Source organism: Pantoea sp. sgz302252, from assembly GCF_042610525.1.
Taxonomy (GTDB): domain Bacteria; phylum Pseudomonadota; class Gammaproteobacteria; order Enterobacterales; family Enterobacteriaceae; genus Erwinia.
In genome coordinates, this window is record NZ_JBHDVM010000007.1 from 59790 (window position 1) to 73888 (window position 14099).

Below are 14099 nucleotides of genomic sequence, written 5' to 3' on the forward strand. Positions count from 1 at the left end.
TGTCCCACGCCGGTACAGAGAAGCTATCCTTACCGGGCAGGACAGAAAACATTACCGCGCGGCGGTACGAACGGCTGAAATTTAATCCTTTAAGGAGCAGGTATGAAAAAAGTTATGCTGCTGTTTGCCGCTCTGGCGGCGACCAGCGCGGCTCAGGCTGCAGACTCAGACGATCCGGCCGAGGGCTATATCGCCAACCTTTGTACGCTGGTGACTCAGGAGAAGACCGCTGAGTCAGCAGACAACTACATTGCTAAGCTGAAAGCGCTAAACGTGCGCGGCCAGTCGCCTTCCGCGCAGGAAAAACCAGAGTTTGACGAGGACGAAGCCAGAACCGTAGTTGCCGCCTGGATGAACCTGAGCGAAGATCAGAAAAAGCAGGCTCGCCAGAGCACGGAAGCCTGCCAAAGCGCCACGCTGGATGAGTATCAAAGCCAGGATTAACCTGTTTTAACCGCCCTGCTAAGCCACTCGATCAGCAGCGGCGGTTCTCTTGCCCACATTCCCCACCACGGATTGACCATAGCGCGCGCAGGCGAAGCGTGCTCAAACTATTTTGTGATGGCTTAACGCAGAAATTGGGTTGGTATTGCCAATGGCGAGTCTGAAAAATTTGCCGGGGTGAAGCGCAGAGATACAGCGGAAGGTGATAACCACTGGTCTTTCCCTGACCGCGGTTATCGAGGGTTTCTGGCCGTGGCCATTAGTACATGGCGCCTGGCGGTACGTGTTTAAAAGTTTCAACATAGCTGCGGAACACGTAGTTAAAAATCTTCTTCATTTCTTGCACCTTTTTCAACTTTTATTGATATAACGCAAAAAAAGTATACAAGAAGGTCGCTTTTCAGGCAAATAAATTTGAAGTAGATCACAAATTAGGCCTGAGTATGCAAAGGGAAACCTAAACGAAAGCTAAACAAACGGGCCTTAACCCGTTGCAAAGGCTACAGCAGGCCCAGGTGCTCGACCAGAATGCTGGTGCCGATACCGATTAATACCACGCCGCCGAATATTTCAGCCCATTTGCCCATTACCGGGCCAAGAAAGCGCCCCAGCAAAATCCCTGCCGAAGCCATTATCATCGTGGAAGCGCCAATTGCCAGCGCGGTAGTCACGATATTGACCTGTAAGAAAGCCAGCCCAACGCCGACAGCCATTGCATCCAGGCTGGTCGCTACGGCAGTCATTGCCAGCAGCCAGAATCCGTGCCGCTCCGGTGCTTCGCAAACTTCATCTTTCTTGCGAAAGCCTTCCACAATCATGCGCGCGCCCAACACAAACAGCAGCGTAAAGGCAACCCAGTGATCCCAGGCCATAACGTAGCGACTGGCAGCGATACCCACGGCCCAACCGATGAGCGGCGTCAGCGCTTCGATAACGCCGAAGATTAAACCGGTACGAAGCGCTTCTTTCAGGCCTGGCCGTTGCAGGCTGGCACCTTTGCCGATCGCGGCGGCGAAAGCGTCCATAGACATGCCGAAAGCCAGAATTAGGGTTGCATATAGATTCATTGTGGTTATACCGGCCTGACGGTTATTTCACCGCCCAGACATTAAAAGCACTCTTCTTGTGGAAAAAATAAGCGTCTCAGGCTCAATGTGGCATGCATCCTATCACGCGATCCTCTTAAAAAAAAGACAATAAAATCAGGTGTTTAAGTATAGCCTTGGCTATACTTTTTAACGAATGCTAATTTAAGAAGAAAAACGGCTTTGAAAAGGCTAAAAGAATTACCGGGTTAGGTTACTCAACCCTGGCAGACCTGTGGGCATTCTGGCGACAGAATTGATGTAAATTCGCGAAATTTACTTTGCTTCTTTGGCCCAGCCTGAGCGGGTTTCTGTAGAAACAGGCCTGCTGCATCAGGATTGCGGAGATGGGAAGTTGAACCCTTAAGCTATTTGCCGGAAAATGGCCTTCACTGAATGAAACGGTAAGCGTAATGAATAACCCTTTTCTGACCTTTTTAATGCCGATGAGCACCTTGATGCTGGGCTTTCTCTCCGCGCTGCTGCTGCCTGCGCCCTGGTTCGGCATCGAGCTGACGCGTCGCCTGACTACGCTGTTCCATCTGAGCGACATTAACCAACTTTACACGCTGATATTTTGCCTCTGGTTCCTGCTGCTGGGCGCGGCGGAATATTATGTGATTCGCTTTATCTGGTTGCGTTTTATTAAGGTGTAAAAAAGGCGGACTAATGTCCGCCTGAGATTATGCGGCGAATGGCCGCTATATCTGTTCGCTGAAAATCATCAGCAGGCCGCTGGAAAGAATTACGACGGCGATAAAAAACAGTACGATAGCGGTAATGACATTGTTGTGCTTCATCGTCGCCTTCCTTAAAACCACTGGCCGAAACGGCGAATATAAAAGCGCTTCATGCCCTGCGCCACCAGGCAGTAGCCGAACAGCGTCGCCGCCAGCCACGGGAAGTAAGACCAGGGCAACGGCTGTAGCCCTACAACCTGGCCGAGCGGCGAGAAGGGAATATAAATCCCTAACGCCATCACCAATCCCGTCATCAGCATTACCGGCAACGCCGCTCGGCTTTGAATAAAGGGGATCTTATGCGTGCGTAGCATGTGTACCACCAGCGTCTGTGACAACAGCCCTTCAATAAACCAGCCGGACTGAAACAGCGCCTGGTGCTCCACGCTGTTGGCGGCAAAAACATGCCACATCAGCAGGAAAGTGGTGATATCGAACAGCGAAGAAGTTGGTCCCATCCAGAGCATAAAGCGGCCAATGTTTTTCGCATCCCACTTACGCGGCTTGCGCAGAAACTCTTTGTCCATCTTATCCCAGGGCAGCGCCAGCTGGGACAGGTCATACATCAGGTTCTGGATCAGCAGATGAATAGCCAGCATCGGCAAAAAGGGAATAAAAGCGCTGGCGATCAGCACGGAAAAGACGTTACCGAAATTAGAGCTGGCGGTCATATTCAGATATTTGATGATATTGCCGAACGTCTCGCGTCCCTTGATCACGCCCTGCTCCAGCACCATCAGGTTCTTTTCCAGCAGGATAATATCGGCGGATTCTTTGGCGATATCCGTCGCGCTATCGACGGAAATGCCTATATCCGCATCCCGCAGCGCGGGCGCATCATTAATACCATCGCCCAGAAAGCCGACCGTATGTCCGTTCTGCTGCAGCGTTTGCAACACGCGGGATTTTTGTTGCGGCGTCAGGCGGCAGAAAACCGTACGTGAAGCCGCCAGCGCGGCCAGCGCTTCGTCATCAAGCCGATCGATTTCCTGTCCGCACAGCGGTTCGCCTGGCTCCAGCCCGACATCACGGCAGATTTTGCTGGTGATAGTGGCATTGTCACCAGTCAGCACTTTTACCGTTACGCCGTGTTCATGCAGCGCGGCAATGGCTGCGCCAGCGCTCTCTTTCGGCGGATCCAGAAAGGTCAGCAGGCCGCAGAGCGTCAGTTCCCGCTCGTCATCTTTATGCAGCGGCAGCGCTAGCGGCGTTTCGCCCATGTCTCGCTCGCCGACCATCAGCACGCGGAAACCCTGTCGGTTCCACTTATCCGCCTGATCTGTCCACTGCTGACGCGCCGCCGCATCCAAAGGGCGCCGTTCGCTGCCGTCCAGCCAGTGCGTAGCAATCGCCAGCATCTCTTCTACCGCGCCTTTACAGATCAGCTTCTGCTGATTGTGCTCGTCCGCCACCACAATTGACAAACGGCGACGCTCAAAATCAAACGGCAGCTCATCGATTTTACGATAGCGCTGTAGATTGCTGAGAGCCTTGCTGCCCTGGCTAAAGCTGAGGATCGCTTTATCCATCAGGTTCTTTACGCCGGTCTGGTGACGGCTGTTCAGCCAGGCCAGTTGCAAAACCCGCTCGTTATTCTGCCCGTGTACGTCCAAATGCTGCTCCAGAATAATGCGATCCTGAGTCAGCGTGCCGGTTTTGTCGGTGCAAAGAACATCCATGGCGCCAAAGTTCTGGATAGCGTTCAGCCGCTTCACTACTACTTTGCGCCGGGACATAGCGATAGCGCCCTTTGCCAGGTTGGAGCTGACGATCATTGGCAGCATTTCCGGCGTCAGCCCCACCGCTACGGCCAGCGCGAACAGCGTTGCATCCGCCCAGTCTCCTTTAGTAAAGCCGTTGATAAACAGCACCACGGGCACCATTACCAGCATAAAGCGGATCAGCAGCCAGCTAACGCTGTTCACGCCGCGATCGAAAGCCGTCTGCGGGCGGCTGCCGACGATGGATTTCGCCAGCGAACCAAACCAGGTACGGCTGCCGGTAGCGACCACAACCGCCGTAGCAGTACCGCTGGCTACGTTTGTGCCCATCAGGCAGATACCTGGCATAGTCAATAAATCGTTTTCATTTTGCTGCGCCGCTCTCTGCTCTGCCTGATGCGACAGCACGTCATATTTTTCAATCGGCACCGCCTCACCGCTTAGCGAAGCCTGGCTGACAAACAAATCACGGGAAGAGAGCAGGCGAACGTCTGCCGGGATCATGTCGCCAGCGGAAAGGAAAATGATATCGCCCGGCACCACATCCTGCAGCGCTATCTCCATTCTTACTGGCTGAGCGTTTTCGCTGCTACGGCGAATCACTGTTGCGGTAGTGCGCACCAGCGATTTTAGCGCTTCCGCCGCTTTATTGGTGCGATATTCCTGCCAGAAACGCAGCAGGCCGCTGAGCATTACCATCATCAGCATAATGACGACGCCCGTGAGATCGGTTTCCTGACCCTGACGCAATGGCAGCAGATAGTCCGTAAAGAAGCTGATGCCAGCCAGCGCCATTAGCACCCAGATAAAAGGGTTATTGAAAGCCTGTATCAGCTGAATCAAGGCATGCGGCGCCTTTTCCGTGGCAACCTGATTTTTGCCGTATTCCAGCAGTCGTTCGCTGGCGTCGCTAGTGGTCAGTCCGCTACGTTGCGTATTCAGTCGGGCCAACGTGCTGTCCAGGCTCAGTTTAGCCTCGCGGGCAATAGCCAGATCGCGAGCATATTTAACGTTATGGTTCATTTGCCTAATCCTTTATTTTTTTCAGGCGCAGAGAAGCGATCCTGCGCGTGAGGATTTCATTTTTTGGTTTCAGGATTGGGCGAGGCGAGGAGGAAGAAGAAGGGAGGAAGATTACGGGAAGCTACTCCCCGGTCTGCCTGTTTGCCATCGCCCGTCGCTGGTCGGAGGTTCTTTCATCATCAATCCTTGCCCGGCGGCTGCGCGGGAGAAAAAGTTATAACGGGGATGTTATGTTTAAAACATTGCCCACCGGTTTTCGGCAGGCAAACGAGCCTGCCCTGTCAGGTAAAACGTAAAGGGTAACTGCGCAATTTTTAACTCCAGGGAAGAAATCGCCGCCACTATAATCTTGCCTGGTGAGGAAGTAAACCTGTACGGCGGCATGGATTTTTAGAGGAAAAAATATAAATTTAATAGACAAAATCAATAAGTTATAAAGAAAATTTCAGTAACCATTAGCTTTTGGCGCCTAAACCCTTTATCAACGATCGCTATTTATATCCACGGCAAAGTCAAACGCTACGCAACCGATATCCTCTATACTTCCTGCGAAAAATCGCCGAAGGGAAGAACTATGCTACAACGCACACGTTTCTGGATCAGACGCATCGCAGCCCTGCTGGCGCTGATGATTATTGCGTTGCTTGCGCTGCGTATCGCTATGACGGAGCAAGGGCCGGCGCTACAGCTCTGGCATACCTGGCTGCCTGCCGAACTCAGCGACAGCCAGATGGATCGCGCCGACTGGGCAGGCTATCTGGATAACGAGCGGCGAATTTTTGCGGAGATGAAGCGTAACGTCAGCGATAAACTGCCGGACAGCGAAGCGGAAACCTACAATCGCTACGCGGAAAAAAGTCCGGTTTATCCGGGGCATTTTGCTACTGACTGGAATCATTCTTACCAGCTACTGCCCGCCGGAAAACCACGCGGCGCGGTAGTGCTTTTGCATGGCCTGACTGATTCGCCCTACAGCCTGCGCCATTTTGCCGCTGACTATCAGCAGCAGGGCTATGTTGTGGTCGCTATTCGTTTGCCGGGCCACGGCACCGTGCCTGCGGCGCTCACGCAAACGGAATGGGAAGACTGGCTGGCGGCGACCCGGCTGGCGGTACGCGAGGCCCATCGACGCATTCCTGCCGGCGCGCCATTGCAGATTATGGGCTTTTCCAACGGCGGCGCGCTGGCCATGAAGTATGCACTGGATGCGCTGGAAGATCCCAACCTGCCTGCGCCGACCCGGCTGATTTTGATTTCGCCTATGATTGGCGTCAGCAGCTACGCGCGCTACGCAGGCCTGGCCGGTTTACCTTCGCTGCTGCCCGCTTTCGCCCGCTCGGCATGGCTTAGCATCCTGCCGGAATTTAATCCTTTTAAATATAATTCCTTTCCTGTTAAAGCGGCGCGGCAGTCATGGCTGTTGACCAGCGCCTTGCAAAGCCAGCTGCATCGCGATCGGGATAATCATTTGCTAAACAAGCTGCCACCGGTACTGACTTTTCAGTCGGTCGCCGACGCCACGGTCAGCACGCCTGCCGTTGTTCGCGGGCTATATAATCTGCTCCCCGCCAACGGCAGCGAATTGGTGTTGTTCGATGTAAACCGCTCGGTACGTCTTGCGCCCTTGATGCGCCCTGCGGCGCTGCATGCCGCAGATACTCTGTTGCCGCCGCCGCCGCGCAGCTATGCCGCCACGCTGATAACTAACGCGACACCCACCAGCAATGATGCCGTAGCCCTTATGACGCCCGCTGGCTCAACTGTCGTTAAGCGAATACCGCTGGGTACCAGTTATCCGCCGGATGTCTATTCGCTCTCGCACGTCGCGCTGCCTTTCCCGCTCAGCGATTCGCTCTATGGCCGTCAGCCAGATGTGCCGAACGAGTTTGGCGTTAGTTTTGGGGTACTGACACCGCGTGGCGAACGCGCCGTATTGATGGTCAGTCTTGATATGCTGATGCGCCAGGCCTCTAATCCTTTCTGGCCCTGGATGCAGCAACGCGTTAATCAGACCCTGCAATAACCTTGCCGCCGCCAGGCAACAGCGCCAGCCTGTTTCCGCCTGGCGTTTGCTCCAGCGCGATCTTCGCTCCCAGAGTTAGCGGCGCGAAGACCATGATATTGGCGGAAGGGATCGTAGCCAGCTGCTGCTGAATTTGCGGTAAAATTTGTGTTACGGGCACGCGGGCGCGCCACCCTTTTAACAACACGATGGCGAATCCACTATTAGGCGCGTTGCCGCCGCCTTCCAGGCTAAAACCGGTGATATTGATGACGTCCTCTACTGCCGGATTTTTTTTCACTACCCGGAACATCTGCCTCATCACCTGCTGCGTTTTCGGCAGCGCCGCTCCCTCCGGCAACTGAACGTTAATGAACAGATAACCGTCGTCCTCCTGCGGCATAAAACCATCGGGCAGCTGTTGGTAACTTAGCCAGGTAATAGCGACTGCTGCCAGGATTACCAGCAAGGTAGTCGCGGCATAGCGATTAATTTTTTGACCAGGCGCAGCATGGCCGCCGCGTATTCCTTCAAGAAAACGATTGAAAAGCGCCAGCGGCCCTTTCACCGGCATAACGCGCCGCCGCAGAAGAGCGCAAAATGCCACGGCAAATTCAGGCCAGCGGATAAAAAATTTCAGCATTGATTCGATTCCCTGTCGCGCTTTGCAATCACGCCCTGGGTGCGCGCCACCATGCCGACCTGTTTCAGCGTTTCAATGCTTCCGGGATAGTTGCAAGAGTCAGCAGATCGCGCGCTGGCCAGCGTAGTAACGGTAGCGGAGGCGGAAATGGGGGGCGTTACCACAGGGCCAACCAGCAACAAGGGCGGAGGTAGAGCGCGTTTTAGCACACGGGATTCAGTCAATTGCATCCGGGAAAAAACCTTGCAGATAGCGATAGGGGAAAAGTAAAAGCAGTCTATTTACCTTTCCTGACAAAGAACTGTTTTCGATCAGGAAAAGGCGGAATGGGAAAAGGAAAACCGGGGTGATTTACACTCTGTTTAGCTGGCGCCAACATAGTTTGTAACAGTGTCAGATAAAGGTTTAGCCGCATCGCTGTCAGCTTAAAATTTTGCAGGTTGAACAAATAACGTTCTGAAACAAGCATATTTAGCTGAGAGGATACTTTTTATCGCTTCTTTACTGGTGGATCTTGCCATAAAAAGGGCATTTCGCCCGGCTATCACCCAGTCACGGCGCTATCTCGCGCAGGATCCTCTTTTCCAGCGGCGGCGCGGCTTTTCAGCAACCTTTCGCCATTGAATGAACAGGATCCAGTGCGTAAGATTCCTTTTCACGTATTACAAATAAGAAACAATTATGCAAGCCTCCATTGCTCCATCGCACGACGCCGAACAGGACGCCACGCCCGTAAATTCACGCGGCAAAGTGGTGGTCGCTTCACTGGTCGGCACCGCTATCGAATTTTTTGATTTCTATATCTACGCCACTGCGGCAGTTATCGTTTTCCCGCATATTTTCTTTCCGCAGGGAGATGCTACCGTCGCTACGCTCCAGTCGCTGGCGACCTTCGCTATCGCTTTTGTTGCACGGCCTATCGGTTCCGCCTTATTCGGCCACTTCGGTGACCGTGCGGGCCGTAAAGTGACGCTGGTGGCTTCGCTACTGACCATGGGCATCTCTACCGTGCTAATCGGTCTGCTGCCGGGTTACGACACTATCGGCGTCTTTGCGCCGCTGCTGCTGGCGCTGGCACGCTTCGGCCAGGGGTTAGGTCTTGGCGGCGAATGGGGCGGCGCAGCACTGTTAGCCACGGAAAACGCGCCTGCCAAAAAGCGCGCGCTCTACGGTTCTTTTCCGCAGTTAGGTGCACCAATCGGCTTCTTTTTCGCTAACGGCACCTTTCTGCTGCTCTCCTGGCTATTGAGCGATGAGCAATTTATGCAGTGGGGCTGGCGCGTGCCTTTTATTCTTTCGGCGGTGCTGGTGCTGATTGGTCTCTATGTTCGCGTATCGCTGAACGAATCGCCGGTGTTCGCTAAGGCGAAAAAAGAGAAAAAACAGGTTAAAGTCCCGATTGGCACGCTGCTGTCAAAGCATCTGAAGGCGACCGTGCTGGGTACTTTTATCATGCTGGCGACCTATACGCTGTTTTATATTATGACCGTTTATTCCATGTCCTACGGCACAACGCCAGCGCCTGGCGGCCTTGGCTTCCCGCGTAATACCATGCTGTGGATGCTGATGCTGGCGGTTATCGGTTTCGGCGTCATGGTGCCGATTGCAGGCATGCTGGCCGACCGCTTTGGTCGCCGCAAGACAATGATTGTTATCACGCTGATGATTATTGCCTTCGCGCTGATTTTCCCTTCCATGCTGGGCTCCGGCAATCAGCTGCTGGTGATGCTTTTCCTGCTGTGCGGCCTGAGCGTAATGGGGCTGACCTTCGGCCCAATGGGCGCATTGCTGCCAGAGCTGTTTCCTACAGAGGTTCGCTATACGGGTGCGTCATTCTCCTACAATCTGTCATCGATTCTCGGCGCTTCCGTTGCACCTTATATCGCCACCTGGCTGGCGCATACTTACGGCCTGTTTTACGTGGGCGTTTATCTGGCGGCAATGGCCTGCCTGACGCTTTTTGCCCTACTTGCCAGCCGGGAAACCCGTCACGAGTCGCTGTTCGATTGATCGATACAGGGCGTGCCAGATAAGCTCTGGCGCGTTTTACCACTCTTTTCTTGCTGTAAAAAAAGCCCGGCTTCCTGGCCGGGCTTTCCACAATACCGTCAGAGTATGACGAACTGGCTATTTTTTCTTCATTTGCTGCAGAATGTTCACACACTGGTTCTGCTCATTATCGCTGGGCGAGATCAGTGCCAGCAGCGCGGCAGCTGGTGCCACTACCGCGCCCAGGGCAACGGCAGCTGCGCCGCGGGCAATCAGCGGGCCTGCTTTTACCCCAGCGTCCGGATTTTTGAAGGTGCCCTTGACGTAAAGTGGCGAACGCAGCGTAACAATGCGTACGCCCTTACTCTCTGGTTCAATTGACAGATCCATACGCTCGTTAGCAAAGTTGGTGGTGCCCTTAATGTTGATTACTGCGTTCTCCGTATCGAACACGAAGAGTTTGGTCGAGGCCAGCCCGTTTTCAACATTTAAATCCGCTGCCGCGCAGTTAATGCGGACTTCGTCATCGCCGAACAGCTTACCAACCACATAGTTGCCTACGTTAAGCCCCACGATTTCCATCAGGTTGCGGCTGATTACCCCGTCGTTCATCAACAACTTCAGACTACCGTCGCTGGTCGCCAGGATATCGGCCACGGAATTGCCCGTACCATTCAGCTTAGCGTCGCCGTTAATCTGGCCCATGCTGCTCTGCATTGATTCCACGCCGGGAAAAAGCTGTTTCAACTTCAGGTTGCGCGCATGCAGATCGGCGCGCGCGCGCATTGGCGTGCGATCGCCTTCCATACGGATTGTGGAATTCAGGTTGCCGCCCGCTACGCCAAAACGCAGCGGATCCAACAGCAGATCGCCGTTTTTCAGCACCAGGTGCGTATAAAGATCGCTAATTGGCAGCGAGTCGCTGTGCTCGATGCGCTTGCCGCTGAACTTAACGTCAGCGTCCATGACGTCCCAGCTTTTGGTATCGAACTTGTCGTGCGGCAATACGCGATCCGCAGGCTGACTGGCCGCATCGCCTCTTTTGGCCTTGGCTTTCTCTGTTTTCTCGCTGCCTTTCCCGGAGTTTACGCCGATAAGCGGCCCCAAATCGGCCATGCGCAGTTGACGCGATTCCAGCGACCCTTCCAGCTTCGGCCGTGGCTTAATCTGGCTATAGGTGAGCGAACCATGAATATCGCTGTCGCCGATGTGACCATTAAAATCGTTGTAATGAAAGACCGGCCCGCCTTTTTGCTGAAAGCGGGCAATCAGATGGCCGTCGGTTTCGTAAGGAGGCGTATCAGGCAGCAGAATGCCGGTCAGGCCATAGAGATTGGCAAGCGTATCGCCGGAGAAACGCAGGCGAATATTCAACCCGCCCAGATTCATAGGATCCTGCAGGCTGCCTGCGACCTGGACGCGCGTGGTGCCGTTGCGTACATCGGCCTGAATGGGAAAAGGATTGGTTTTACTGCGTAGCGACAGCATGCCGCCGATTTTCCCCTCGCCGGTAAGTTTTTCACTATTGTAAGTACCGGCGGCTTTCCAGCCAAAAACAAAATCCGAGGCGCCCTTCTGGCCCGCTTCATCCTTACCGCCCGCTACCTGGGCATAAGGAACAGGTTTTCCCAGCGGATTGACCGTCACCTGAACGTCGGCTTTATTAATAGCGTCGCGGTAAGCGATTTTGCCCTGGTCGAACAGGATATTATCCAGGCGGAAACCCCAGGCTGACGGCTGCCGATCGGACGTGTTGTTATCACTGTCGGCCAGATCGAAAGTCCAGTTATTCTTGCCGTCGGCGGTCTGGATCAGGCGCGCGTCGGGCTGCTCTAACTTAATCCAGGGAATAAACACTTCTTTATGCAGCAGCGCCAGCGGAGCCAGCGTCGCATCAACCCGCTGCAAATGCACCATAGTCACTTCAGCAACAGAAGGCGGGTTGCCCAGTATAATATCCTGGGCATGCAGGTGCGGCCACGGCACCCAGCTGCGCCAGCCCGGCTCGTCGCGGTTGCGCTCCCAGGCCACGCCCAGATCGCCACGAATGGCGAAAGGCCGGTTCAGTTCCGTAGAGACTTTCTGGTTGATAGTTGGCTTCAGGCGGTTCCAGTCAAATGTCGCGATAACAATTACTACTACCACAACCAACAACAAAAAAATCCCGACTATCCAGCTAATTACTTTTCCCGTGCGCGACACTGTTTATCTCCTTGCTCGCTTCGTCTTCTGTAAAGATAGACGAGCGCGGAGAAAACGGCATTACCCCAGGTGCAGCGGCAGCGTCGCCAACTGATCAAAAGGCATCGGCCGGGCAAAATAGTAGCCCTGCGCGGCGCAGGCAAAAGAGTTCTGTACCTGTTGCCACTCTTCCTGAGTCTCCACGCCTTCCACGATTACGCCTTTGCAGTAGCGATTGATCAATGCCAGCAGCATATTGAATAAACTGCGCCCTTCTTCCGATTTCCTCAGCAAGATAAACAGCTCGCGTGCCAGCTTGATATAGTCGTATTTCAGTTCGGACAGCGCGGAAAAATTCGCCATGCCCGAGCCGAAATCGTCCAGCCATAGCGGCCCCAACTCTGGCATCTGCGCCACCAGCTCTTCCTGCGGCAGCACATGGTGTTCTACCAGTTCAAAACGCACCCACGGACAGCGCGCGATAAGCTGGCGAATCAGCGGGCTATGCTGTACCGCCTGCAACGTTGGACCGTCGATATTAACGGAGGCCACCATGCCGCCTTCGATAAATTTCGTTTTCCATGTCTCCAGCAACTCCAGCTGCTCGCGAATAATCAGCATCCGCTCTGTGGTATCAAGCGCGGCGAAATAAGATTCCGGCGACAACCTTTGGCCCGGCGCGGAAGGATGAAACACCGCAGTGAGCAACTCAATTGCCATCAGGCTGCCGGTTACCCGGTAGATAGGCTGAAACGTATAGGCGCGCTGGCACTGCCGCCAGTAGAGACGCTCCTGCTGCTGCTGTTTCACGACAGTTGAGGGTGGAAGCCGGTGTCTGATGTTCTTCAGCACCATATTAAGATCCTTATGAATATTGAGGCCGTGCCGGATGAGGCTTCTGCAATAAGTATCGGCATGCGGCTGTATAACTTTATTGTGTTACTGGTTCTTGCTGGCCATAGCCAGAAAATAAAACAGCGTTTTAAAAACATTGACTGCGGCAACCGCCGCGGCGAAACTGGGCAAAAAACGTAACGAGCGGAATATCATGACCAGGAAAAATATTGCCGTTATCGGCGAATGTATGATTGAACTGTCCCGGAAAGAGAACGGCCTGAATCGGGGCTTCGGCGGCGACACGCTGAATACAGCTGTTTATCTGGCCCGCCAGAATAAAGAACTGGCCGTCCATTACGTTACTGCGTTAGGCACAGATACTTTCAGCAATGAAATGCTGGCGGCGTGGCAGCAGGAAAACGTACAAACCGGGCTTATTCAGCGTATGGAAAACAAACTGCCGGGCCTCTACGTGATCGAAACCGACGCACGCGGTGAACGCACATTTTATTACTGGCGTAACGACGCGGCGGCCCGTTACTGGCTGGAAGGCGAACAGGGGGAAGAAGTTTGCCGTCAGCTGGCGGACTTTGACTATCTCTACCTGAGCGGCATCAGCCTGGCTATTTTGACACCGACGGGGCGGGAAAAGCTGCTGGCGCTGCTGGCACGCTGCCGCAGCAACGGCGCCAAAGTTATTTTTGACAATAACTACCGGCCGCGGCTCTGGGCTTCCGTTGACGAGGCGCAGGCGGCCTACCGGGCGATGCTGGCCGTAACGGATATCGCTTTTCTGACCCTGGACGACGAGCATTTACTGTGGGGCGAAGCTGACGCGACTGAGGTAATTGCCAGAACCCATGCGGCAGGCGTTACGGAAGTGGTCATTAAGCGCGGCGCGGGATCCTGCCTGGTTTCTTTGGCAGGCGAGCCGCTGGTAGAAGTGCCTGCTCAGCCGTTACCGTCCAGCCGCATAGTCGACACCACCGCCGCTGGCGATTCCTTCAGCGCCGGCTATCTGGCCATACGCCTGAACGGCGGCAGTGTGGAAGAGGCAGCCAGGCGTGGCCATCTGACAGCCAGTACGGTGATCCAACATCGTGGGGCGATTATTCCGCTCTCCGCGATGCCAGCATAGCAGCGCAGCAGGCAGCGCCGCTCAGGGTGGCGCTGCAAGTTTTGAGGCGGTACAGGCTGCCAGCACGCCTGACGAACTACTGCTGTAGCGGAGTTAACTCGTCTGTGGAAATACCGGTTGTTTCGCTGATAAGGGTTTGGCTAACTCCCTTTTGTAGTAGCAGGCGAGCTATCTGCAGCGCCTTTTCTTTGCATCCTTGTTCAATGCCTTGTTCAATACCTTGTTGAATCCCCTGCTCCATTCCTTTTTCAAAGCCTTTCTGTTCCAGCTGCTGGGCTATGGTCATCAGTTCCTCT

Annotated in this window: 13 protein-coding genes; 5 read left to right on the top strand and 8 right to left on the bottom strand. The window is 54.3% G+C overall.

Features of this window, described 5'->3' with window-relative positions:
* Positions 1-102 precede the first annotated feature (102 nt).
* On the top strand, positions 103-444 hold the full coding sequence (locus tag ACETPC_RS14290) for a hypothetical protein (RefSeq protein WP_380182338.1): 342 nt from the start codon (positions 103-105) through the stop codon (positions 442-444).
* A gap of 259 nt (positions 445-703) precedes the next feature.
* Here the strand turns inward: ACETPC_RS14290 and azuC are convergent, their stop codons facing one another.
* Both azuC and mntP read right to left on the bottom strand, forming a co-directional pair.
* Positions 704-781, bottom strand: a complete 78-nt coding sequence (azuC, locus tag ACETPC_RS14295; protein WP_380182686.1) for a stress response protein AzuC — start codon at positions 779-781, stop codon at positions 704-706.
* A 163-nt stretch (positions 782-944) separates the two neighbouring features.
* Positions 945-1511: a manganese efflux pump MntP gene (mntP, locus tag ACETPC_RS14300; protein ID WP_380182340.1), complete on the bottom strand. Its 567-nt coding sequence runs from the start codon at positions 1509-1511 to the stop codon at positions 945-947.
* 431 nt (positions 1512-1942) lie between these two features.
* Here mntP and ACETPC_RS14305 point away from each other — a divergent pair, with 431 nt between their 5' ends.
* Positions 1943-2185 (top strand): DUF1158 family protein, encoded by a 243-nt coding sequence (locus ACETPC_RS14305; protein ID WP_380182342.1) that lies wholly within the window; start codon positions 1943-1945, stop codon positions 2183-2185.
* A gap of 155 nt (positions 2186-2340) precedes the next feature.
* On the opposite strand, the gene mgtA is transcribed toward ACETPC_RS14305, so the two are convergent.
* A complete protein-coding gene (gene mgtA, locus ACETPC_RS14310) occupies positions 2341-5013 on the bottom strand; it encodes a magnesium-translocating P-type ATPase (RefSeq protein ID WP_380182344.1) in 2673 nt (890 codons plus the stop codon).
* Between the two features lie 574 nt (positions 5014-5587).
* Here mgtA and ACETPC_RS14315 point away from each other — a divergent pair.
* Complete coding sequence (locus ACETPC_RS14315) at positions 5588-7036, top strand: alpha/beta hydrolase (RefSeq protein WP_380182346.1); 1449 nt, start codon at positions 5588-5590, stop codon at positions 7034-7036.
* Here the strand turns inward: ACETPC_RS14315 and ACETPC_RS14320 are convergent.
* Together ACETPC_RS14320 and ACETPC_RS14325 are read right to left on the bottom strand one after the other, a co-directional pair.
* Positions 7017-7658 (bottom strand): efflux RND transporter permease subunit, encoded by a 642-nt coding sequence (locus tag ACETPC_RS14320; protein WP_380182348.1) that lies wholly within the window; start codon positions 7656-7658, stop codon positions 7017-7019. The genes ACETPC_RS14315 and ACETPC_RS14320 overlap by 20 nt on opposite strands.
* Positions 7652-7822 (bottom strand): hypothetical protein, encoded by a 171-nt coding sequence (locus tag ACETPC_RS14325; protein ID WP_380182350.1) that lies wholly within the window; start codon positions 7820-7822, stop codon positions 7652-7654. Before ACETPC_RS14325 ends, ACETPC_RS14320 begins: the two co-directional genes overlap by 7 nt.
* 517 nt (positions 7823-8339) lie before the next feature.
* Between ACETPC_RS14325 and ACETPC_RS14330 the strand changes: the two genes are divergently transcribed.
* The gene (locus ACETPC_RS14330; protein WP_380182352.1) at positions 8340-9668 is read left to right on the top strand and encodes an MFS transporter; all 1329 of its coding nucleotides are present in this window, start codon (positions 8340-8342) and stop codon (positions 9666-9668) included.
* 117 nt (positions 9669-9785) lie between these two features.
* Here the strand turns inward: ACETPC_RS14330 and ACETPC_RS14335 are convergent, their stop codons facing one another.
* Positions 9786-11849 carry an AsmA family protein gene (locus ACETPC_RS14335; RefSeq protein ID WP_380182354.1) on the bottom strand — a complete coding sequence of 688 codons (2064 nt, stop codon included), beginning with the start codon at positions 11847-11849 and terminating at the stop codon, positions 9786-9788.
* A gap of 60 nt (positions 11850-11909) precedes the next feature.
* Positions 11910-12683 (bottom strand): cyclic-guanylate-specific phosphodiesterase, encoded by a 774-nt coding sequence (gene pdeH, locus ACETPC_RS14340; RefSeq protein WP_380182356.1) that lies wholly within the window; start codon positions 12681-12683, stop codon positions 11910-11912.
* A 193-nt stretch (positions 12684-12876) separates the two neighbouring features.
* Here pdeH and ACETPC_RS14345 point away from each other — a divergent pair, with 193 nt between their 5' ends.
* Positions 12877-13803, top strand: a complete 927-nt coding sequence (locus tag ACETPC_RS14345; RefSeq protein ID WP_380182358.1) for a sugar kinase — start codon at positions 12877-12879, stop codon at positions 13801-13803.
* Between the two features lie 76 nt (positions 13804-13879).
* On the opposite strand, the gene ACETPC_RS14350 is transcribed toward ACETPC_RS14345, so the two are convergent.
* Positions 13880-14089: a hypothetical protein gene (locus ACETPC_RS14350; protein WP_380182360.1), complete on the bottom strand. Its 210-nt coding sequence runs from the start codon at positions 14087-14089 to the stop codon at positions 13880-13882.
* Between the last annotated feature and the right edge of the window lie 10 nt (positions 14090-14099).

Bases quoted from the DNA above. Each gene is read 5' to 3' on its own strand.
- ACETPC_RS14290 (WP_380182338.1), top strand. From the start codon at position 103: ATGAAAAAAGTTATGCTGCTGTTTGCCGCTCTGGCGGCGACCAGCGCG.
- azuC (WP_380182686.1), bottom strand. From the start codon at position 781: ATGAAGAAGATTTTTAACTACGTGTTCCGCAGCTATGTTGAAACTTTT.
- mntP (WP_380182340.1), bottom strand. From the start codon at position 1,511: ATGAATCTATATGCAACCCTAATTCTGGCTTTCGGCATGTCTATGGAC.
- ACETPC_RS14305 (WP_380182342.1), top strand. From the start codon at position 1,943: ATGAATAACCCTTTTCTGACCTTTTTAATGCCGATGAGCACCTTGATG.
- mgtA (WP_380182344.1), bottom strand. From the start codon at position 5,013: ATGAACCATAACGTTAAATATGCTCGCGATCTGGCTATTGCCCGCGAG.
- ACETPC_RS14315 (WP_380182346.1), top strand. From the start codon at position 5,588: ATGCTACAACGCACACGTTTCTGGATCAGACGCATCGCAGCCCTGCTG.
- ACETPC_RS14320 (WP_380182348.1), bottom strand. From the start codon at position 7,658: ATGCTGAAATTTTTTATCCGCTGGCCTGAATTTGCCGTGGCATTTTGC.
- ACETPC_RS14330 (WP_380182352.1), top strand. From the start codon at position 8,340: ATGCAAGCCTCCATTGCTCCATCGCACGACGCCGAACAGGACGCCACG.
- pdeH (WP_380182356.1), bottom strand. From the start codon at position 12,683: ATGGTGCTGAAGAACATCAGACACCGGCTTCCACCCTCAACTGTCGTG.
- ACETPC_RS14345 (WP_380182358.1), top strand. From the start codon at position 12,877: ATGACCAGGAAAAATATTGCCGTTATCGGCGAATGTATGATTGAACTG.
- ACETPC_RS14350 (WP_380182360.1), bottom strand. From the start codon at position 14,089: ATGACCATAGCCCAGCAGCTGGAACAGAAAGGCTTTGAAAAAGGAATG.